The sequence below is a fragment of the Terriglobus sp. TAA 43 genome, from assembly GCF_000800015.1.
GTDB lineage: Bacteria > Acidobacteriota > Terriglobia > Terriglobales > Acidobacteriaceae > Terriglobus.
On sequence record NZ_JUGR01000004.1, the window covers coordinates 201,191 to 221,292 of the forward strand.

20 protein-coding genes are annotated in these 20,102 nt (G+C 57.0%); 10 read left to right on the plus strand and 10 right to left on the minus strand.

Annotated elements, in window-relative coordinates:
• Window positions 1–65 precede the first annotated feature (65 nt).
• Together M504_RS20230 and M504_RS20235 are read right to left on the minus strand one after the other, a co-directional pair.
• Window positions 66–1,469: a hypothetical protein gene (locus tag M504_RS20230; protein ID WP_156994078.1), complete on the minus strand. Its 1,404-nt coding sequence runs from the start codon at window positions 1,467–1,469 to the stop codon at window positions 66–68.
• A 199-nt stretch (window positions 1,470–1,668) separates the two neighbouring features.
• Window positions 1,669–2,472 carry an ABC transporter ATP-binding protein gene (locus M504_RS20235; RefSeq protein WP_052201119.1) on the minus strand — a complete coding sequence of 268 codons (804 nt, stop codon included), beginning with the start codon at window positions 2,470–2,472 and terminating at the stop codon, window positions 1,669–1,671.
• 92 nt (window positions 2,473–2,564) lie between these two features.
• Between M504_RS20235 and M504_RS20240 the strand changes: the two genes are divergently transcribed.
• From M504_RS20240 to M504_RS20265, 6 genes are all read left to right on the plus strand, one after another.
• The gene (locus M504_RS20240) at window positions 2,565–3,725 is read left to right on the plus strand and encodes an acyltransferase (RefSeq protein WP_047497845.1); all 1,161 of its coding nucleotides are present in this window, start codon (window positions 2,565–2,567) and stop codon (window positions 3,723–3,725) included.
• A gap of 126 nt (window positions 3,726–3,851) precedes the next feature.
• Complete coding sequence (locus M504_RS20245) at window positions 3,852–4,190, plus strand: helix-turn-helix transcriptional regulator (protein ID WP_232296388.1); 339 nt, start codon at window positions 3,852–3,854, stop codon at window positions 4,188–4,190.
• The gene (locus M504_RS20250) at window positions 4,187–4,615 is read left to right on the plus strand and encodes an SRPBCC domain-containing protein (protein ID WP_047497848.1); all 429 of its coding nucleotides are present in this window, start codon (window positions 4,187–4,189) and stop codon (window positions 4,613–4,615) included. Before M504_RS20245 ends, M504_RS20250 begins: the two co-directional genes overlap by 4 nt.
• Window positions 4,615–4,986 (plus strand): DoxX family protein, encoded by a 372-nt coding sequence (locus M504_RS20255; RefSeq protein WP_047497851.1) that lies wholly within the window; start codon window positions 4,615–4,617, stop codon window positions 4,984–4,986. Before M504_RS20250 ends, M504_RS20255 begins: the two co-directional genes overlap by 1 nt.
• A 78-nt stretch (window positions 4,987–5,064) precedes the next feature.
• Window positions 5,065–6,294, plus strand: coding sequence for a pyridoxal phosphate-dependent aminotransferase (locus M504_RS20260; protein ID WP_047497854.1), 1,230 nt, complete (start codon window positions 5,065–5,067; stop codon window positions 6,292–6,294).
• A gap of 194 nt (window positions 6,295–6,488) precedes the next feature.
• The gene (locus M504_RS20265; RefSeq protein WP_047497857.1) at window positions 6,489–7,502 is read left to right on the plus strand and encodes a methyltransferase; all 1,014 of its coding nucleotides are present in this window, start codon (window positions 6,489–6,491) and stop codon (window positions 7,500–7,502) included.
• Between the two features lie 86 nt (window positions 7,503–7,588).
• On the opposite strand, the gene M504_RS20270 is transcribed toward M504_RS20265, so the two are convergent.
• From M504_RS20270 to M504_RS20285, 4 genes are all read right to left on the minus strand, one after another.
• Window positions 7,589–8,503 (minus strand): NAD(P)-dependent oxidoreductase, encoded by a 915-nt coding sequence (locus M504_RS20270; RefSeq protein WP_047497860.1) that lies wholly within the window; start codon window positions 8,501–8,503, stop codon window positions 7,589–7,591.
• A gap of 54 nt (window positions 8,504–8,557) precedes the next feature.
• Window positions 8,558–9,283, minus strand: a complete 726-nt coding sequence (locus tag M504_RS20275; protein ID WP_156994080.1) for a hypothetical protein — start codon at window positions 9,281–9,283, stop codon at window positions 8,558–8,560.
• A gap of 80 nt (window positions 9,284–9,363) precedes the next feature.
• The gene (fabD, locus tag M504_RS20280; protein ID WP_047497866.1) at window positions 9,364–10,302 is read right to left on the minus strand and encodes an ACP S-malonyltransferase; all 939 of its coding nucleotides are present in this window, start codon (window positions 10,300–10,302) and stop codon (window positions 9,364–9,366) included.
• A gap of 79 nt (window positions 10,303–10,381) precedes the next feature.
• Complete coding sequence (locus tag M504_RS20285) at window positions 10,382–10,672, minus strand: hypothetical protein (protein WP_232296389.1); 291 nt, start codon at window positions 10,670–10,672, stop codon at window positions 10,382–10,384.
• A 65-nt stretch (window positions 10,673–10,737) separates the two neighbouring features.
• Here M504_RS20285 and M504_RS22420 point away from each other — a divergent pair, with 65 nt between their 5' ends.
• Window positions 10,738–11,388 carry a hypothetical protein gene (locus M504_RS22420; protein WP_052201120.1) on the plus strand — a complete coding sequence of 217 codons (651 nt, stop codon included), beginning with the start codon at window positions 10,738–10,740 and terminating at the stop codon, window positions 11,386–11,388.
• Window positions 11,389–11,644: 256 nt separating this feature from the next.
• Here the strand turns inward: M504_RS22420 and M504_RS20295 are convergent, their stop codons facing one another.
• On the minus strand, window positions 11,645–12,775 hold the full coding sequence (locus tag M504_RS20295; protein ID WP_232296390.1) for an SDR family oxidoreductase: 1,131 nt from the start codon (window positions 12,773–12,775) through the stop codon (window positions 11,645–11,647).
• A 74-nt stretch (window positions 12,776–12,849) separates the two neighbouring features.
• Here M504_RS20295 and M504_RS20300 point away from each other — a divergent pair, with 74 nt between their 5' ends.
• Together M504_RS20300 and M504_RS20305 are read left to right on the plus strand one after the other, a co-directional pair.
• Window positions 12,850–13,269 (plus strand): helix-turn-helix transcriptional regulator, encoded by a 420-nt coding sequence (locus M504_RS20300; protein WP_047497869.1) that lies wholly within the window; start codon window positions 12,850–12,852, stop codon window positions 13,267–13,269.
• A complete protein-coding gene (locus M504_RS20305) occupies window positions 13,266–14,492 on the plus strand; it encodes a glycosyltransferase (RefSeq protein ID WP_052201121.1) in 1,227 nt (408 codons plus the stop codon). The genes M504_RS20300 and M504_RS20305 overlap by 4 nt, the downstream gene beginning before the upstream one ends.
• On the opposite strand, the gene M504_RS20310 is transcribed toward M504_RS20305, so the two are convergent.
• Window positions 14,489–15,052: a DUF4256 domain-containing protein gene (locus M504_RS20310; RefSeq protein WP_047497872.1), complete on the minus strand. Its 564-nt coding sequence runs from the start codon at window positions 15,050–15,052 to the stop codon at window positions 14,489–14,491. The two genes, M504_RS20305 and M504_RS20310, sit on opposite strands and share 4 nt — an antisense overlap.
• 90 nt (window positions 15,053–15,142) lie before the next feature.
• The gene (locus M504_RS20315) at window positions 15,143–17,032 is read right to left on the minus strand and encodes a glycosyltransferase family 39 protein (protein WP_052201122.1); all 1,890 of its coding nucleotides are present in this window, start codon (window positions 17,030–17,032) and stop codon (window positions 15,143–15,145) included.
• Window positions 17,033–17,163: 131 nt separating this feature from the next.
• Between M504_RS20315 and M504_RS22595 the strand changes: the two genes are divergently transcribed.
• Window positions 17,164–18,951: a glycosyltransferase family 39 protein gene (locus M504_RS22595; protein ID WP_232296391.1), complete on the plus strand. Its 1,788-nt coding sequence runs from the start codon at window positions 17,164–17,166 to the stop codon at window positions 18,949–18,951.
• Window positions 18,952–19,025: 74 nt separating this feature from the next.
• Here the strand turns inward: M504_RS22595 and M504_RS22600 are convergent, their stop codons facing one another.
• Window positions 19,026–20,006 carry a glycosyltransferase family 2 protein gene (locus M504_RS22600; protein ID WP_047497875.1) on the minus strand — a complete coding sequence of 327 codons (981 nt, stop codon included), beginning with the start codon at window positions 20,004–20,006 and terminating at the stop codon, window positions 19,026–19,028.
• Window positions 20,007–20,102: the final 96 nt, after the last annotated feature.

A 20,102-nucleotide genomic window follows, 5' to 3' on the forward strand; every position in this document is an offset into this window, starting at 1 on the left:
ATAGTCGGTTAAGCTTTCCACTTCTTTGCCTTGCTTCTCATGCCGAGACACGCTTTGTGGTGTGTTCACTTCAGGCCCGAAGGCTGACGTAGGGCTAAAATTCTCTCCAGTTCATTCAGCATCTCTTCTGACGGCTCCGCCGGTCCAGAATCACTCCTGTCCATCTCCTTTCCACCCCTTTGAAACCATTTTTTGAGGTTTCCGAGCAGGTCGTGCCATACTCTGCGCCTGTCATCTGGAAGCTTAGCGATGTCGTCCAGCTTGGGAAGCTCTATGTATTCCACAGCCTTGGGCTTCCGATACCAATGCTCATACAGTGGTTCGTCGTATTCGTAACTGGTTGCGGCTTTCAGGATTTCCAAGGCAGATATCAGCCGATTTCGCTCGGGGCTATTCGCGGCTGGTAGTGCCCAGGCTGTAATGTCGGCATCGTTCTGGATTGCCAGGTAATCGGCAAACCGTGGCGAAGCACCCGAATAGTCAGTGTCCGGGTTCGGTGCTGAACCCTTGGTGCGCTCTACGGCCCCGTCCGAAAGCTTTCGCAGAGCGGGGCGAAATGTCTGTTCTCCCCCCAAATTGGTCCGTATCTGTTCAAAGATCAGGTCGATCGCATTCCTGTAAACCTCCTCCGCGTCCAGGTCCGTGAAGAAAACCCCGCCCTCCTTTTCCAGCAGTCGGGAGTTGTAAAGCAGCAGGCCAAGCAGGTGAAACTTCGCTCGCTCCGCTGCGGCTTCCTTCTCCGCGTCCGTTCCAGAGGCCTTGAGATTTGCGACTGCAAGCCGCGCATGACCCACGATGTGTGTGTAGTAGTTCTGGGTCATCTTCTGCATCTTGGCGAACTGGCTCCTTCGCACCTCGTTCTCTTCGGTGCGCTGGCTTGTCAGCTTGGAAGTTTTCTCTGCGCGCCGGTTTGCCATCCAGGTAAACCAGCCGCCCAATATGGCAACCAGAATGGGGACACCAAGGTCCTTCAGTGTCACTCGCATTCTGCGAGCAGCAGGCCACATCCACCCTAGTTCCGGGTAAGAGTCCTCTACGCGTAAGGGGCCGAGCGCCAAAATCGTCTGATGGAAGCCCAGGCCTGATGTTTTTTTTGAGGTCAAAGCCGTGACCGTGATGGTCATTTTCTCTGTGCCCACATCTTCTCCGGCGCTGACCGGCAAGTTGAGGGTTGAGGATACGTTTCGGGGTGTCCAATAGATGCATTTTGTCGTTTGCACTGTGTTCGGCAGTTCAGAGCAAACTTCCAGATGCATTGGCTTACGAACGTCGGACAGCATCTTAACGTGCAACAGCACGTTCTCGCGCGGCTCCATACGGTCGCTGTCCAGGCTCGCGACCAAGGTGACATTCTTCTGAGGATGTGAAATTGCGATGGGCTTTCGTTGAACTGCAATCTGCGATGGAGCCAGGCATAGGACAGCAACGAGAAACAGCAGTGTGAGCAACACGATGCTGCCAGAAATCAAAACAATATTCCGTTGAAACCAGCCGTTCTCCATATCTCCCTCGGGCGATACGTGAAGTCCTGCCGCACGGAATTCCGGGCGGTATTTGTGCGGCTAATTCTCTTACAAACAGCGCGTCTCAGCTACAACTATTGCGGACGAATTCTAATCTCCACGCTGGCAGAGCAAATCGATCTTTTGCTTCTGGGACCAGGACGACCTAGAGAGTCGCTAACGGGCGTTTACGGTCGGTGTGCATGGTGGGAACAGCAGCGAGGAGTGCGCGTGTGTAGCTGTCCTGCGGTGCGCGGAAGAGTTCGGCGGCAGTGTTGGTTTCCAGAATGTGGCCGTGGCGCATCACGGCCACGCGGTCCGCTGTCTGCGCTGTAACGGCGAGGTCGTGCGAGATGAAGAGCATGCTCAGGCCGTGGCGTTCGCGAAGGTCGCGCAGCAGGCGAAGAATCTGCGCCTGCACGGTGACGTCGAGCGCGGTGGTGGGTTCGTCCGCGATGAGCAATCGCGGCTGGTTTACGACGGCCATAGCAATCATGATGCGTTGACGCTGGCCACCGCTGAACTGGTGTGGGTAATCCTTGCTGCGGCGCGTTGGATCGGGAAGCGCAACACTATTCAGTGATTCAAGGACGCGGTCTTTTATTTCAGCCCTAGTGAGTTTTGGATGATGCACGCGGACGGCTTCGGCGATCTGTTCTCCAATGTTCATGGCGGGATTCAGTGCCGTCATGGGTTCCTGAAAGATCATGCTGATGTCGCGTCCACGACGCGCACGCATCTGCTTCTCGGAAAGATCCAGTAGGTTATGACCGTCGAAGTAGATGGTGCCGGTCATCGCCGCAGACGGAGCGAGAAGACGCAGGATCGCAAGCGAGGTAACCGATTTGCCGGAACCGGATTCACCCACCAGACCGAGCACTTCACCTTCGTTGATGGAAAACGAGATGCTATCCACGGCAGTGCTGTTGCCGAAGCGAATGTTCAGGTTTTCAACGGAGAGCAAAGCCATGGCGTTAGTGTAGCGGGACTGGAAGATAATTCGATTGCGTGACGGCTGATGGTGCGTGCTCGGCGACGGTTTGTGTATGGTGGTTGGAAGTTATGAGCCAGTCACACGCCCGCATTCAACCCAAACAGCACTTTGAAATCCTTGACGGACTGCGCGGCGTCGCGGCCATGATGGTGGTTCTGTTCCATATATGCGAAACATGGAACGGCGGCGACCACGCGAAACAGATCATCAACCACGGCTACCTGGCAGTGGACTTCTTCTTCATGCTCTCTGGCTTTGTCATCGCTTATGCGTATGACAGCCGCTGGAATCCCGCGAACGGCCAACCAGGCATGACGCTGTGGGACTTCTTCAAGCGCCGCATCATTCGCTTGCAGCCCATGCTTATCATGGGAAACGTTATTGGTGCGTTGCTGTTTTACTTCAGCGCCAGCCCGAAGATCTTTCCGATTGTCGCCACCACATCGGTGTCGCGACTGATTCTGATCGCGCTGATCGGATGCACGGTGATTCCGATTCCGATTTCCATGGACATTCGCGGCTGGCAGGAGATGCATCCGCTTGCCGGTACGGCATGGTCGCTGTTCTTTGAATACATCGCCAACATTGCTTATGCGCTTGGACTGCGCAAGGTATCCAATCGTGTGTTGATGGTGCTCACGGTACTCTCTGCGGCATTGCTTACGCACTACCTTGTGACGACACCGCGCGGCGACATTACGGGCGGCTGGTCCGTGAATGCGATGGAACTCAAGATCGGTTTTCTCCGACTGGCTTTTCCATTCCTCGCGGGCATGCTGCTGCAACGCATGCACAAGCGCATTCATGTGCGGAATGCATTTCTTTGGTGCAGTCTGTTGCTTGTGGTCACTTTCATCCTGCCGCGTTTTGGCACCACGGCCTCGCTCTGGATGAACGGTCTGTATGAGGCCATGGTCATCATCTTCGTATTCCCAATTGTCGTCGCGATGGGTGCAGGTGAGCAGATCAGCGGACGCACGGCGACTCACCTATGCCGTTTCTCAGGTGCAATTTCTTATCCGCTCTACATCACGCACTACTCACTCATTTACATCTACACAGCCAAGGTGTACGACGGAAAGCTGACACCAATGCAGGGTGTTACGTGGGGTGCGGCATTGTTCGTTACAGCCGTGGCGATTGCCTATGCCTGCCTCAAGCTTGTCGACGAGCCAGTACGTCGCTGGCTGAATCGCCGCTTCCTGGTCACTGGCACTACGTCGCTGTAGTTCCAATCACATACATCATCTGCCCACTTCGCAGACTCATGCGGAGTGGGCTTTTGACGCAGGACAAGGTTTCGCCTTGCAAAATTTTGTTTCGATTGTTGCTTGACTATCCATAACCAAGTGGTTATGGTTTTCTTCGTGCCAAACGCTAATGCCAATCTCGTGTTTCGCGCTCTTTCTGACCCCACTCGAAGAGCAATCTTCGAAGAGCTGACTCGGGAAGGGGAGCAGACAGTGCATGCGCTCACTCGCTTTGCGGGTGTTTCGCAGCCTGCTGTTTCGAAACATCTGACGGTCCTCAAACAGGCAAAGCTGGTGCGGCATCGACGAGATGGGCGCGAGACACACTATCGCTCACGCCCGGAAGCGTTGGAGCCGATTGCCGATTGGCTACGGCACTACAGCACCTTCTGGCGTGAACGCTTCGACAAGCTTGAAGAAGTTTTGGAAAGGATGGAACCATGAGCAACTCCACAGAAACATACCGTAGTGTTGTGATTGAGAGGAGCTTCGCGCATCCTCCTGAAAAACTGTGGCGAGCGCTGACGGAATCTGCGCTGTTGGCACAGTGGCTTATGAAGAATGACTTCAGTCCTGAAGTCGGCAAGTCGTTTCAGTTTCGCGCTGAACCTGTGGCGAATTGGAATGGCGTGATTGACTGCGAAGTGTTGGCGATTGAGCCTCAGCGGAAGCTTTCGTACACATGGGGTTCCATGGGGCTGGGGAGTGTGGTGCTCTTTACGTTGACACCGGAAGAGGGTGGTACGCATCTTCGGATGGAGCAGTCTGGTTTCCGCGAAGATCAGGAAGCTGCGTTCCGTGGCGCACAGTACGGATGGCAGAAGTTTATGGGCCAGTTGGAGCAGGTACTGGCTGGGAGCGCTGCGTAATGGCGTCGAAGCGATGTGCCGTGGGTTTTTGGATCACCACGGCACTTTTCGCCATCCACATGACCTTCACCGCGTATGCGCAGTTGAAGCTACCGCAAGTGGCTGCGGCATTTACGCATCTCGGATTTCCTAGCTACTTCCGTGTTGAGCTTTCATGGGCCAAGTTTGCGGGAGTGATTGCGTTGCTTGTGCCTGTAATTCCATCGTGGATCAAGGAGTGGGCCTATGCAGGCTTTGCTATTACGGTTGTTTCCGCTGTGATTGCGCATCTTGCTGTGGGCGACGGACCAGCGGCTTGGGGCTGGGCAGTGGGTGCGGGTGTTTTGCTGGGAATGTCTTACACCTTCTGGAGTTGCAGTCAAAAGGTTTAGACAGGCTGCCTTCATTCGCGGAATCGCGTATCGTTTGAGTCATGCGTATTGTGTTGCATGCGCATGACTTGAGCCCACATGAAAACGATAAGCAAATCCACCAAACTGGCACATGTTCTGTATGACATCCGCGGTCCCATCATGGAACGTGCCAAGCAGATTGAGGATGAAGGCCAGCAGTTAATCAAGTTAAACATCGGCAACCTGGCCGTGTTTGGCTTCAATGCGCCTGAAGAAGTCCAGCAGGACATGATTCGTAATCTGCCGAATTCGGCGGGTTATTCGGATAGCAAGGGCATCTTCGCCGCCCGCAAAGCCGTGATGCATTACACCCAGACGCAGGGTATTCAGGGTGTGACGCTGGAAGACGTCTACCTGGGCAACGGCGCCTCTGATCTGATTGCGATGGCTGTAAATGCGCTGCTGAACGATGGCGATGAATTGCTGGTTCCCGCACCGGATTATCCGCTGTGGACGGCAGTCACGAGTTTGTCTGGTGGCAAGCCCGTGCATTACCTGTGTGACGAAGCCAATGGTTGGATTCCCCATCTGGAGGACATTCGATCGAAGATCACGCCGCGCACCAAGGGAATTGTCGTTATCAATCCGAACAATCCGACGGGTGTGCTTTATCCCGATCACATTCTGCGCGGCATTGTTGCGATTGCTCGTGAGCATGGTCTGGTGATTCTGGCGGACGAAGTCTACGACAAAGTTTTGTATGACGGCGTGACGCACACGGCGATTGCGAGTCTGTCCACGGATGTACTCACGTTGACGTTCAACTCGCTTTCGAAGAGCTATCGTGCCTGCGGTTATCGTGCGGGATGGATGGTGGTTTCCGGCGATAAGCGTGCTGCCAGCGATTACATTGAAGGTCTGAACATGCTGGCCAACATGAAGCTGTGTGCGAATGTGCCGGGACAGTGGGCGATTCAAACAGCGCTGGGCGGCTACCAGAGCATTCATGACCTCGTGGGTGAGGGCGGACGTCTGCGCCGCCAGCGGGACCTGGCGTACGAACTGCTGACTGCGATTCCGGGCGTAACGTGTGTGCGGCCGCAGGCTGCTCTGTACATGTTTCCGCGGCTTGACCCGGAACTATATCCAATCAAGGACGATCGCCAGTTCCTGTTGCAGTTGCTGGAAGCAACACGCGTTCTGTTGGTGCAGGGTACCGGCTTTAACTGGCCGCATCCTGACCACTTCCGCATTGTGTTTCTTCCGCACGAACCGGATTTGCGCGAGGCGATTGGACGCATCGCGAAATTCCTGGAGGATTACCGCAGGAAACACGGCAAAGCATAAACGCGGAAACTTAAGATGCCCACCTTTCAAGGTGGGCATCTTGCTTTGGGTCGCGCCTTAAAAATTAAAAGTCCGGATCTCTGCCGTATGGCACAATGGCTCGTTCTCGCATATCTATCCCCATTGCTCCCAATGCGGTTTGCCGCACAGGCCCATGCACTTTCAACGCATGTTTTGCTGGAGATGATCGAACCATGAGCACGCCCACAGCACCCGTTACTCCTGAACGCATCATGCAATTTGCTTGGGGATACGCTCCCACGCTTGCCATAGAAGCGGCTTTGCAACATCGCGTCTTCGACATCCTTGATGAATCGCCCAAGACGCTGGACGAGATCGTCATGGCTTCCGGCGCGTCGGAACGCGGCCTGCGCGCGATCTTGAATGCACTTGTGGGACTCGATTTTCTACGGCGCGATGGCGATAAGTACACGCTTGCGCCGGAGAGCGAGGCGTTTCTGGTAAGCACCAAGCCGAGCTTTCAGGGCGGGATGTTCAAGCACACCAGCAAGCAGTTACTGCCGAACTGGCTTCAGCTCAATGAGATCGTTCGGACGGGTGAACCTGCGCGCTCTGTGAACGCCGAAGATGATGGTTCTGAGTTCTTCAAGGCCTTTGTACATGACATCTTTCCGTTGAGCTATCCGGCGGCGCAGGTGCTTGCGGGTCATCTTGCGCTGGGTAGTCGCGAGGGCACGGTGCGCGTGCTCGACATTGCTGCTGGTTCTGGCGTGTGGAGCATCGCGCTAACGCAGAGCGCGCCCAACGTACTGGCAACTGCATTTGATTGGGAGGGCGTGCTGCCTGCCACGCAGGCCATGGTGGGGCGTTTTGGATTGCTGGAGCGCTATACGTTTTTGCCAGGCGACCTGAATACGACTCCCTTCGGCGATGGTTATGACGTAGCGACGCTGGGCCACATCCTGCACAGTGAAGGCGCGGAGAACAGCAAGGCGCTCCTGAAGAAAACGTTTGAAGCGTTGAAGGCGGGTGGCACCATCTCTATCGCCGAATTTCTGGTGAACGAGGAACGCACCGGACCTCCGGGCAGCTTGATCTTTGCTGTGAACATGCTGGTGAACACGAAGAACGGCGATACGTTCTCGTTCGAGGAGATCGCCGCGTGGCTTACGGCTGCTGGATTTGTTGACGTTCGCACACTGGATGCGCCGGGACCGTCGCCATTGGTATTAGCAACGAAGCCCTGAGTCTTAAAGGGCAACGTGGACGATGGCGATATTCCAGATTCGCTTTTAACGAGCGTCTATAACGCGAAAGGTTAGTGGAGCAGGCGTTATCCAGCCTGCAGCCACTCCAACCGTCGTGGCTGCCAGCCGAGAACGCGCTTTGCCTTGGCATTGGAGGCGCCGACCAATTTGGTTGCGTAATACACCGCATCTTCGCCGGCGGTCGCCCTTGCGTCGGCCTCGGTCATGTGTGGGGGCGGGGGGGCTCCCAGAAACTTTGCGAAGGCAGGAAACCACACACTCTGTGGCGAAGGGTTGTCGTCCACAACGTTATAGACACCTGCATCCGCTGTCAGCGCTGCGACGGTCGCAATGGCGGCATCTTGAATATGTACGAACGAAGACACACCCTGTCCGTCGCCAATAACCGGAGTGACCTGACGCATCACCATGTCGGCGGCTGATCCTCCCGGGTAATACCAGGTCTTCGGCCCGTAAAAAAAGCCATACCGGAGGGACACGCCTTCGATTGCGTCTGACTGGAACAGCCGGTGTTCCAGGGCTTCGTACATCCGCGCGCTTCCGGCGATACCCGGACTTGCATTCACATCGAGAGGTGAGTCCTCATCGGCAAGAGCCCCCTTTGCTGCTTTCAAGAAGAAGCCGCTTGATTGCTGAACGTAACGTCGTACGCCAACGGCAATTGCTGCACGGAACAGATTGCCTCCGCCCTCAATCCTGAGCTTTGTGTCTCCTGCGGCATATTGGGGCATCTCTGTCTGATCTTTGGGCAGTGACGTCAATTCGTCGATCACCGCTTCTGCCTTCGACTGTTTTAGCGCGGTTGCCACAGCCTCCGCATCGAATGCATTCACAACGATGCTGGATGCGCCCTGGTTTTCCAGAACCTTCGCCCGTTTCTCGCTTGTGGTCATGCCGACTACCGAGTGTCCCTGCTTCAGCAACTCCGCGATCAGCGGTTCGCCAATCGCTCCACTCGCTCCTGCGACGAATACTCGCATCAGTTACTCCTTTCAATGTGGTCAGAGAATGCACTCATCAGAACCTAACCAACGCTACTGGCCTGAGGTTGGCGCGGCAGTGCTGTCGACCATCCTGCGTTCCGAAAAACCCGCTGGTGGGCGAAAGAGGGCTGCGTCGGGTTCCATGCGGTTGATGGAGATTACCGTTGTCGTCGTTGTGCCGGATCGAGGATCTGTGACGTGCCCACTGAGTTCCAGTCCAAGTTCCTGGGACATACAGTGTTCAGAAACCACCGTGACAGGGCGATCATTGCCAATCATGCCGACGGGAAAGATGGTCGTTATACGAGTCGCTTTGCAGGAGATACCCTGGACATCCTGCATTCCCAGCGGTTCCTGCGTTTGTTGTGGACGCTGGTTTTGCTGTGATGATGCAGGGACTGATTGTCGGGGGATGCCGTCCGATGGTGTTGCGACCAGTATCTTGCCGACGGTGTACACGGATTCCATGTGGTCCCCCACCATCCAGCTCATCGTTTGGCCCGCGGCCAGATCGGTGATGTTGACGTTGGTTCGTGGCGATTGACCTACATCGGAGTTGAGGTAGAACTCCATACGGATGCGACCCTGACTATCGCGATAACGCTTTTGGCGCGTTACCTGCACAATGTGGGTGCCGTCTGCGAGCGTCTGTTCGCGTTTCGTCTCCAGTTCCACAAAATAGGGCCTGTTGAGAGTCGAAGGTGGTCGAAATGGAGCGGACTGCGCGGGCGCGAGAGGTGCCACGATAACGAGAAAAGCAGGCAGAAAAAACCGCATGGGCATTTCCACGTCTCCGATAAGACGAGGAAATTGTAGCGTCTGCTCGACGCGCCCATGCGTGTAATTTTAGGCCGTGATTAACCGTTCAGCGCCGCGAGTGTCTTCTGCAGGCTGTCGCCGTCTTCCACGTTCAGCATCTTCTGTGCGCGATCGATTTGGCGCATCAGACCGCTGAGGACCTTGCCGGGGCCTACTTCGATGAAGGTGGTGGCACCGCTGGTCTTCAACAGTTCTATGCACTCCACCCAGCGGACTGCGCCGGTCACCTGGCGGATGAGGCAGTCGCGGACGTCGGCACGGCGGCTGATCATGCGGGCGTCGACGTTGCTGGCGACGGGAATCTGCGGATCGAGAATGACGACGCGTTCCAGCTCTGCGGCGAGGCGTTCGGCGGCGGGTTCCATCATCTTGCAGTGGAAGGGAGCGGAGACGGGCAGCGGCACTACGCGCTTGGCTCCAGCTTCCTTGCAAAGCTCGCCTGCGCGGGTGACGGCGGAGGCTTCGCCGGAAATGACGGTCTGCTCGGGCGCGTTCATGTTTGCCGGAGCAACGATGCAGTTGTGCTCGTCGCTGGCCTGCTGGCAGAGTTCGCCGATGCGTCCGGCGTCGAGCCCCAGGATGGCGGACATGCCTCCCTTGCCCGGCGGCACGGCTTCCTGCATGAACTGGCCACGCAGGCGGACGGTGCGGACGGCATCAGCAAAGGTGAGGGTGCCTGCGGCGACGTGAGCGCTGTATTCACCCAGCGAATGGCCAGCAGCCATGGTCGCGGTGACGCCGTGGTCGGCAAGGACGCGCGCGGCGGCCACGGAGACGGTCAGGATTGCGGGTTGGGTGTATTCCGTGAGCTTGAGCTGGTCTTCGGGGCCTTCAAAGCAGAGCTGGGACAAGCTATAGCCCAGGGCGTCATCAGCTTCTTCAAAGACGGCTTTTGCGGCGGGGAATTTTTCTACCAGATCGCGGCCCATGCCGACGCTTTGCGAACCCTGTCCAGGGAAGAGAAATGCGATGCTCATCGTTCGTATGTCCTTGCGTTTCAAAGAGGAAACCCCACGCTCGCGGTGGAACGTGGGGCCTCGGTGGATCGTTAACCTGCTAAATGCCGACGCCGAACTCCAAATCTGGCGTCTGATCGCCCGCGTGGGCGTAGTAGTCGTAGGGAGTGCGACGGTTCAACTTATAACGCACGCGTAGTTCGCGGCCTGCGAGGAGGCCCAGCGTCAAAACGCCCACGCCACCGGCCACCCATGCGGCCGTGACGGCCAGTTTGTGCGACTTGGACCGGGGCAACGCAGCCTCAACAGCGGCAGGAATCTGGGAGAGAGTTTCCTGGATACGCGCTTCAATTTCTTCCAGTTTTTTGCGGCGACTGCGAGACAGCTTCATGCCGAACATCATAACGCACCCCCGTATTCGATGGCAGTGGGTGAGACGCAGGAAAGACAACAGGGTTGGCTGTCGCATATCTGCGCGGCTTTTCTCTGTTCGATATGCGACTCGATCAGGGAAAGCGGGTCTCACTGGATATGGGTTTCGTCCGTTCGCTTTCGACCTTTACCGCCGCTGCCATTGTGGCTGCGGGAGTTGTTTGCCAGACCCCGCCTCCCCCACCTGTGGCTGCTCCGCCGCCTGGCGGCTGGGTTCCGAATTTTGGCGAGGTTATCAGCAGCAATGCATCGCAAACATCGTTCACCTTTGATCGGAACATGCTGTCGGCGGCGGACCAGTTCTTTGCCAACAGCGATCCGGAAACGCGTCGTGTGGTGGCCGGGTTGAACAGCATTACCGTGCGGACGTTTCACGCGAAGGATTTTGCGCGATACGATCCCGGCGCGCTGGGCATGATTGACGCGCAGTATCGCGCTGCGGGATGGAAGCATCTGGTAAATGCCAATGGTGCGGCTTCCGTGAACATGACGGATATGTGGCTGCATTTCCAGGGGACGAACATCACCGGCGTGACCGTGCTGACGCGCGGCGACCGGAACATGAGTGTGGTCAGTGTGGATTGCATGCTGCGGCCGCTGGATCTGCTGCACCTGAGCGGACACTTCGGGATTCCGAAGGTAGACGAGAACGCCGTCATGGTGCCGGCACACTAGGCGGTTCTCAGTGTTGAACAAGTAAGGCAGGGTTCAAAAGGTAGGAGTTGCCGGATTTGCGGGTGTCGAAATGCTTATATGGACTCCGACATAGGGCAGGCCGCGGGAGAGAGGGAGTGGAGGTACTTCCCGGTTCTCGCGGCCTGTCTGACCCTGGAACGGGTCTAGGAGTACTTTTAGGCTACTCCCGTCTACGACGTTTGGCACATAAATCTTTTCCACGAGTGGCCGTTTGACGCCATTTGTAACAGGATTTTCACGCCTCGGCCGGTGAGAACGGCGCGCGCGTATCTCCGTTGTTTCTGACTGCTTTTTGACCCTTTCGTTGTGCTTCGATCTCAGACCCCTTTATCGGCTGCCGATTGCCGTTGGCGGCGGGTAGGGCCAGGTGGCTGGCCGCTGCTGCGAAGCGGGCGGAGGATTCTGGCGCCACACCAACCAGCCTTGCCGCGAGCCATGCCTGCGGCGTGATGGTGATTTCTGCCCGGCGTTCCACCGTAGCGCGGAAAATGGTGCGGGCTGCGGCGCGAGCGGCAACGGAGATACCCGGCATCGTAGCTCCGAGTTTGAACCAGCGGTATTCCTTTTCCGCGTTGCCAACCAGATCCACCTGCACCTGCGAGCCGGTACGCATCAGGCCGGGGCAGACCGTGAGCACGTGGACGCCCTTGTGCCGCAGTTCAGCGTGCAGACCCTCGCTGAGACCCACCAAGGCAAACTTGCTGGCGACGTAAGGCAGCAGGTGCGGTACGGCAATCTTGCCGCCGACGCTGGCAATATTGACGATTTGTCCTGCTTTTCGGGCCAGCATCTGCGGCAGAACTGCCTGTATGGCGTAAAGCTGGCCGAAGAAGTTGATGTTCATGGCGTCACGGAAGGCTTCGGTGGGCTGGTCTTCAAACGATCCTACGGTGATGATCCCCGCGCAATTGATGAGGATGTCCACTCGGCCGTAGCGTTCGGTGGCGTCGGCGATCATCCGTTCGCAATCTTCTTTCAGGCTGATGTCGGCGGTGATGGTGTGGGCTGTGCCGCCGTTCGGGATGGCCCCTCCGCGCATTAATGTGCCTAGGGCTTCGCGAAGTTCCTCATCCTTCCGTGCGACGAGTACGAGGTGCGCACCGCCGAGACCGAATTGGCGAGCAATTTCCAGCCCCAGACCGCGGCTACCGCCCGTGATCAGGACGACCTTGCCCCGCACCGCCGCGTCGCGCTGGTGTGCTTTCCACGCTTCACAGGCGGCAACGCCCGCGCCGAGCAGCCCAAGGGCCAGGTTGATCTTCATGCCATGTTTACGCGCCTGTCGCTTTGCAAGCCAAATGCCCGCTTTGCCACCGAGTTTTAACGCTTTGCCGACCATGATCGGTTCAGACGCCGAAGGGTTCATTTGCCGTTGCGTGCGGCGTGGGAATATCTATGTGTGGAAACGGCATCCAAATCAGTAAAATAGGGGCAACCGTCATGGCTACCAAGCGACGTTCCAAAGGCGCCTACATGATCTCCGCAGTCTCGGAGATGTATGCCATCCATCCTCAGACGTTGCGCTTGTATGAGCGCGAAGGCCTGTTACGCCCCTCGCGTTCGGAGGGAAACACCCGCCTGTACACGGACGAGGATCTGGAGCGGCTGGAGTTCATCCTGAACCTGGCGCGGGATCTGGGTGTGAACATCGCAGGCATTGCCATCATTCTGCAGATGCGTGAACGCATGGAGCAGATGAACAAAGACATGCAGAATTTCGTGAGCTACATGCGTGACGAGATGCTGAGCCGCATGCAGCAGCCACGCAGCAATGAAGCTGGGCTGGTGCCACTGCGTCGTCCCGTGCTGGTGGGTAAGCCGGTGGTGATGAAGTCTACTTCGACAAAGAAGCGGGGATGAGCTTCGTTTCGCTGTCGCAGCTTGCTGGCACTGGTCTTGTTTCGCGCATCTTGTTCTGGATGGCTGCGCTGGGTTCGCTAACAGCGTTGATCTTCTGCGGCATGGCAGTTGTAGCTGCTCTGCAGTTTGCTGCAAGGCGCAAGCGTGTTCTGCAACGGAAAGAATTATTCACACCTCCGCTGAGCGTATTGAAGCCCCTGCACGGCGCGGAGCCGGGGTTGGAACGAAACATTGAAAGCTTCTTTCAGCAGAATTATCCCGTTCCGTACGAGATCCTTTTCTGTGCTCGTCAGCAGGATGACGCGGGTCTCCAGATTGCGCGCAAGGTAGCTCAGCGTTATCCCGACCGTCCCGTGCGCTTCATTGCGTGCGGTGAACCGCTGTATCCAAATCCGAAGATGTTTTCGTTGGGTGTGATGAGTGATGCGGCAACGTATCCGCACCTGATTACCTCGGATGCAGATGCGCGTGTGTCGCCCGACGCGTTGTTGCGTTGTGTTCAATCTCTTGCGCCCGGACACAACGTGAAAGGCAAGCAGGTGGTTCTGGGGTCGTGCTTGTACACGGGCTATGTGGATCGCGGCAGCTTGTTTACGTGGCTGGACGCCGTGGGTAAGAGCGTGGAGATGAGCGCGGGCGTGCTGATTGCAGACATGCTCAGCGGTACCGACTTTGCGTTGGGGCCGTTACAGATCCTTGAGAAGAAAACATTCCTTGACGCTGGCGGCTACGAAGACCTGGGCCACTATTGGGCGGAGGATTTTGTGCTTGGCCATCGACTCGCCGAACAGGGCAAGGGCGTGGAGATGAGTACGCATGTGATCAAGCTGATGGTGGCGGACCAGGGTGTGGCCCGCTCGTTTCGTGATCAGCTTCGATGGATGCAGAGTACGCGCAGGTCGCGTCCAGCAGGGCATTTTGGAACGGGTCTCACGTTTGCCATGCCGTTTGGATTGCTTGGGTTTGCATTGGAAGCAGCGCTCGGTAACTGGTGTGCGGCATGGGTGTTTCTCGGCATTGCGCTGGTGAACCGCTGGCTGCAGGCATTCACGATGCTTAGCGTGTTGGGTGCGGAGCGCATCGTGTTTCAGACGCTGATCTATCCGCTGCGCGATCTGCTTGGTTTTGTTGTGTGGTGCTGCAGTTATCTGCCCGCGGATACGCGTTATCACGGCACGCAGTTTCGCATCATGCCGGACGGTCGTTTGAAGGCAGAAGGCTAAACGCGAAGCAGGCCGCGGAATCCTCTTGCACGATAAAACGATGGCGGCGTGTTGTGATACACGAAGACGCGGCCAAAGCGACGGTCACCGAATAATCCTCCGCCAAGTTTCACAAACTCCGCAGGCGCTTTGATCCAGCTTTGTGACTTCAGATCGAATTCGCCAAGCTTCTGCAGCGCGAAGTACTGTTCCTCATCCAGCGGTTCAATGCCCATATCGGCTGCCATGTCCAGGACGCATCCGATCGGCTGCAATCCTTCTTTCAAGCGCTTCTCGTAGCCTTTGCGGTCGTAGCAGGTGTTGCGACGGCCTTCGGGGCTTTCGGCAGAACAGTCGCAGAAGATAATCTCGCCCGTTTTTTCATCGCGTCCAATCACGTCAGGCTCGCCGCCGCTTTCTTCCATTGCGAAGAGGGAACGCACGGCAGTGTTCTTTTCGAGTTTTGCGGTCACATCACGCCACGCGATTTTTGCATGGCGCTTGGTGTTCTTTTCAAACCGCTCTTGCAGCGTGGAGAGCAGTTGTGTGCGTTGCTGCTTGGAGAGTGCTGCAGGTGCCATGAATGTGATCTCGCAGGAATATCGCGGCTCGGATGCATTCGAACACGGCCACACGCTTCCGCATGGAATGGTATCGCAGTGGCTTGTTCGTTAACGATTCGTGAGGATCATCTTGCCGCCGGATGTGGCGAAAAGATGGACTGCGCCAAAGTGTTGCAAGTCTGCGACGCGTGATTGTTGATAGGTCAGCAAGTACACGCGCTGTGTTCCGCTCCAGGTTTTGTGCAGGGTGTTCTCGTCCTCAAAGATGGGCGGAGCGTCGGGCCAGAACGAACCGAACCACGGCCCGTTGACGCGGCCATTTACAAGTTGCAACGGATGCCGCGTGTAGAAAAGCAACGTGGAACCGCTGGTGAGTTCACCGTCAAGCATCACTGCGTCCTGCGGCTGCACCACCGTCTCAAGTTGCATGGCGAGACCCTTGGATCCAATGATGGGATAGAAGCGGTCGAGACCACCGTGTACCGCAAGCAACACACCGCACATGCTGACCGCGAGTACCGCGTTGGCAGCGCGTTCGCGATTGGCAATGCGACGATTGCCATGCCGCCGTATCCACCATGCGATGGGACCGACGCCGAACATGGACACCGCCATGATGGCCAGCGGCGCGCGGAAGAAGCCCATGGCGCGTGTCGTCAGGTCATGCAGATGACCGAGTGCCAGGTTGTACTGATCCGGGTTGCTGGTGAGCAGTTCGCTGATGTCCGCGCCCGGGCGTGCCGCGGGTGAGATTGCCGCAAGCGTGCCGCAGATGCCTGCGATGAGCATGCCCAACGGCAACAGGAACCATGTGTGTGCACGCAGAATGTTGCGTCGCAGATGTGGATCGCCGTGCTCAGCTCCGGCAACAACACCGCCAGCCATCAACGCGAGTGCCGGCAGTGCTGGCAACGAGTAATACTCCTGTCGCGAGCTGAGCGTGAAGAAGCCAAGCACCATGCCGCTCCACAACAGCACCGTCAACGCGGCCTGCTTGCGCTTGGAGCTTTCCAGCGGGCGATCGCGCCACATGCGCGCGTACTGTGTCCACGCAGCGGGCAGGAAAGCTACCCAGGGCATCAGCCACAGGAAGAACATCAGCCAGAAGAGTGGGATTGGAACCTGGCCGTAGTCATGCGGGATGCGCAGTCCGCGGAAGCGCATGAAGTGTTCGTTGATGATGTAGAACCAGAACCATCCAGCGCGCGCGGGGAGCCCTGTGCCTGCTGGCATTGGGATGGCGGGATTCCGTAACGCTGCAAGGATGTGCCACGGCAACGCGACTACTGCAAAGAGCAGCAACGAAGTGAACAGTGGCAGTGTCAGAAGTCGTTTGAACTGCTTTGTCAGTAACGCGTAGATCACAACAAAGCCGATGGGGAAGACGATGCCGATGAGTCCCTTGGTCAGTAGATTCAGTCCCATCACGATGCCGAAAGCCCACGTGGCCATGCGTGCGGAACGCATCTGGCCGTTTCGGCTGCTGTCCAGTGCAATCAGAAACAGATGCACGCCCAACGTCATCCACAATGCATTCATGATGTCGGGAATGTAGAAGCGTGTGAAAAGGTAGGGGCCCAGGCTTGTAGCCATCGCAAGCGCTGCATAAAAGCCGCCGCGTTCTCCGAAAAGCTTGCGACCCAGCGCGTACACGGAGAGGAAAAGTCCCAACACCATCAACGACAGTGGCAGTCGTGCGGCCCAGTCATGCGGTCCGAAAAGTTTCATGCCACCAGCGGCCATCCAGTACATGAGCGGCGGTTTGTCGAAGAAACGGACACCGTCGACGTACGGCGTGACATAGTCATGGCGCTGCAACATCTCGCGCGCGGCTTCGATGTAAATCGAGTCCACATCGTCCAGTAGTCCGGGCGTGAACAGGCAGCCTAAGTGCAGCACCAGCCAGATGGCTACCAGTACAGCAACGGAACGGCGCTTGAGCGCACCGGAAAATGCTTGCGAATCCGCGGACAGTGAAGACGGCAGTGGTTCAGACAACGTCACCGCTTCATCTTATGGGTAACGAGCACCTTATGCCGCAGAAAGGCAAAGGATGCCGCGTTTCGTACGTGTTCGGCGATAATATGAACGGCTATAGTTCGGTCGGATTTTTTGCAAAAAAGGCGTTCATGCAGGCACAGCAACGTAGTACTTTGCGGACGGGGCACATTGCTTTTCTCGCAATCCTTTGGTTTCTGACACAGTTCGCTGGCATCTTCGGGCCGCCGCTGCTGGATGATGTGGATTCCATCCACACGGAAGCCGCGCGCGAGATGATTACGCGCCATGACTACGTGACTCTTTACGTGGACGGTATCCGCTATCTGGATAAGCCGCCGCTGCCGTACTGGTTGGCTGCAGGTGGCGCACAGATCTTCGGCATGCATGACTGGGCGTTCCGGTTGCCGTTGGCGCTGTCGGTGCTGGTGCTGATTCTTTACGTGTATAGCTTTGGCACGCGGCTGTTTGGCGAGCGCTCAGGTTTCTACGCAGGCCTGGCAATGGCTACTTGTATCGGGCCTTACATCTTCACTCGATTCTTCATCCCCGATGTGATGGTGGCGTTGTGGATGACCATGTGCGCAGACCTGATTCTGCGCATGGTGGATTCCATTCGCGCAGAGGGAAGAGCGAAGGCGTGGCACGCGGTGTTGTTTGCGCTGGTGTGTACGGCGGGAATGCTGACCAAGGGGCTGATCGGCATCGTGTTCCCACTGGGTTTGCTAGTGCTGTATCTGCTGGTAATTGGCGAACTGAAGATGCTGTTGAAGATGCGTTCAGGCATCTTCACGGCGGTGTTTCTCGTGACCATGTTGCCGTGGCACATTCTTGCCTGGCAGCAGAATGCTCCCAGCGGCGGAGCGAAGGGGTGGTTCTGGTTTTACATCGTCAACGATCAGATCAATCGTTATCTGAACACGCGCATTCCTCGCGATTATGACAAGGTTCCACTGCTGACCTTCTGGGCGTTGCTGGTGGTTTGGTTGATGCCATGGGGCGTGTTCCTGTTTGGTGCGGCGCGGCGTTGGTGGCAAAGGAGAGCAGCATGGCGCAATGGCGGACCCACGACGATGTTGTTGCTGTGGGCGGCGATGATCCTGTTGTTCTTTAGCTTTTCCACGCGGCAGGAGTACTACACGCTGCCCGCTGTGCCTGCGCTGGCGCTGCTGGCGGGGCATTATCTTTCCGACGCGGAGTCGCGGGAGTCGAAGCGTTCGCGATGGTTTTATGCCGCGCTGTTCTCAGTTGCTGCGATTGCCGCTATCGTCTGCATTGCGCTTGCGGTGGTGGCAAAGGCTCCTATGCCGGGCGCGGATTTGTTTGAAGCATTGCAGCAGCATCCCGATGACTACCGGCTTTCGTTCGGTCATCTGTTTGATTTCACAACGAATGCTTTCGGGTTCTTCCGTGTGCCCCTAATCACGATGGCTGCCAGCCTGCTGCTGGCAACCGGTGTACCGCTGTTCCTGAAATTGCGTGGCAAGACGTTTGCGGCGAATGTCGTGCTGGCGTTGGGCATGTGTGGCGTGTTGGGCAGCGTGCATGAAGGGTTGCGGATCTTCTATCCCATCCTTGGATCGGAGCCGTTGGCGCGCGTGATTCAGCAGCACTGGGATCCTGCAGCGCGCATCGTGATTGACGGCGAATATTCCAATGGCGATTCGATCAACTTCTACACCGGACAGCCTGTGTACATGCTGAACGGACGGGTGAATAACCTCTGGTATGGCTCGCTGTATGCGGATGCGCCGCATCGCTTTGAGGATGATGCTTCGTTCCTGGCGTTGTGGAATGGCGGGTCGCCGGTGTTCTTCGTAACGCATGATGCGAAGCGCACGCACGAGTGGCAGGCCGCACATGGCGGCACCTTGATCGGATCGTCTGGTGGGAAGTACGTTCTGCTGAACCGCAGCTAACTGCGTCTTGGTGGTAATAACAAGCGGGCGACCGCTCTCCGCAGTCGCCCGTTTGTACTTGGTGGTGTTTTTGCCTAAGAGGTAAGGCTCGTTTCGCGATCGTGTCCGCTGATCATGTGGGCAATGCTGTAATCGCTCTTCTGGCCGCGCTTGTTCAGCCAAAGCAACATTTCGCCGATGAGACCGCCCATGAAGCACTGAATGCCCGCCACGATGAGCAGCGCGGCTGCGAGCATCAAGGGGCCATGATGCAGCATGACGTGGCGGTCACGGAAGAGCCATTCATAGATCAGGCCCACTGACATGATGCCTCCGCTGCCGATCAGCGCAAGTCCCCACGATCCAAAGAAGCGCAGCGGCTGCTGCAGATAGTTCAACAGAAAGTGAATGCGCAGCAGGTCAAAGAACACGGGAATGACGCGCCCAATTCCGTAGCGCGACTTGCCGTAACGACGCGGAATGTTGCGAATCGCGAGCTGGCATACGCGTGCGCCCTGCAGCGATGCAAGAGCGGGGATGAAGCGTTGCATGCCGCCGTACAGTGGGACTTCGCGTAGGAGTGACGTGCGGTACGCCTTGTAGCCACCGCCAAAATCATCAATCTCTACGCGCGAGAGTTTTCGCATGAAGTAGTTGGCGATCTTAGAGGGAATGCGCCGAACCCAAAGGTTATCCACGCGCTTCTCGCGCCATCCACACACAATGTCGTAGCCCTCTTCCACGCGTTTGATGAAACGTGGCAGGTCGGAGGGGTCATGCTGTAGATCGCCATCCATGGTGATGGTGATCTCGCCGATGGCCATCTCAAAACCCGCGGCCAGACCGGCTGTTTTGCCATAGGTACGGCGGAACTGGATCACGTTGACCGTTGAATCCATGGAGGCCAGTTCGGTCAGCAGGCGAAAGGTTCGATCGCGGCTGCCATCATCTACGAAGATGATCTCGTAGCTCTTGCCGGTCGAGGCGATCTGTTCCAACTCGCTTTTCAGGCGCGTATACAACTCGGAAATTGCGTCTTCTTCGTTCAGTAGTGGAATGACGATTGAATAGTCCATGTCGATCGGGCGTCCTGCAAGGGCAATGGATTCGTATTGCGCTTAAGACGGTAAAGATATCCGCAGTGATTCAGACTTGGCCTGCAATGGCGCAGA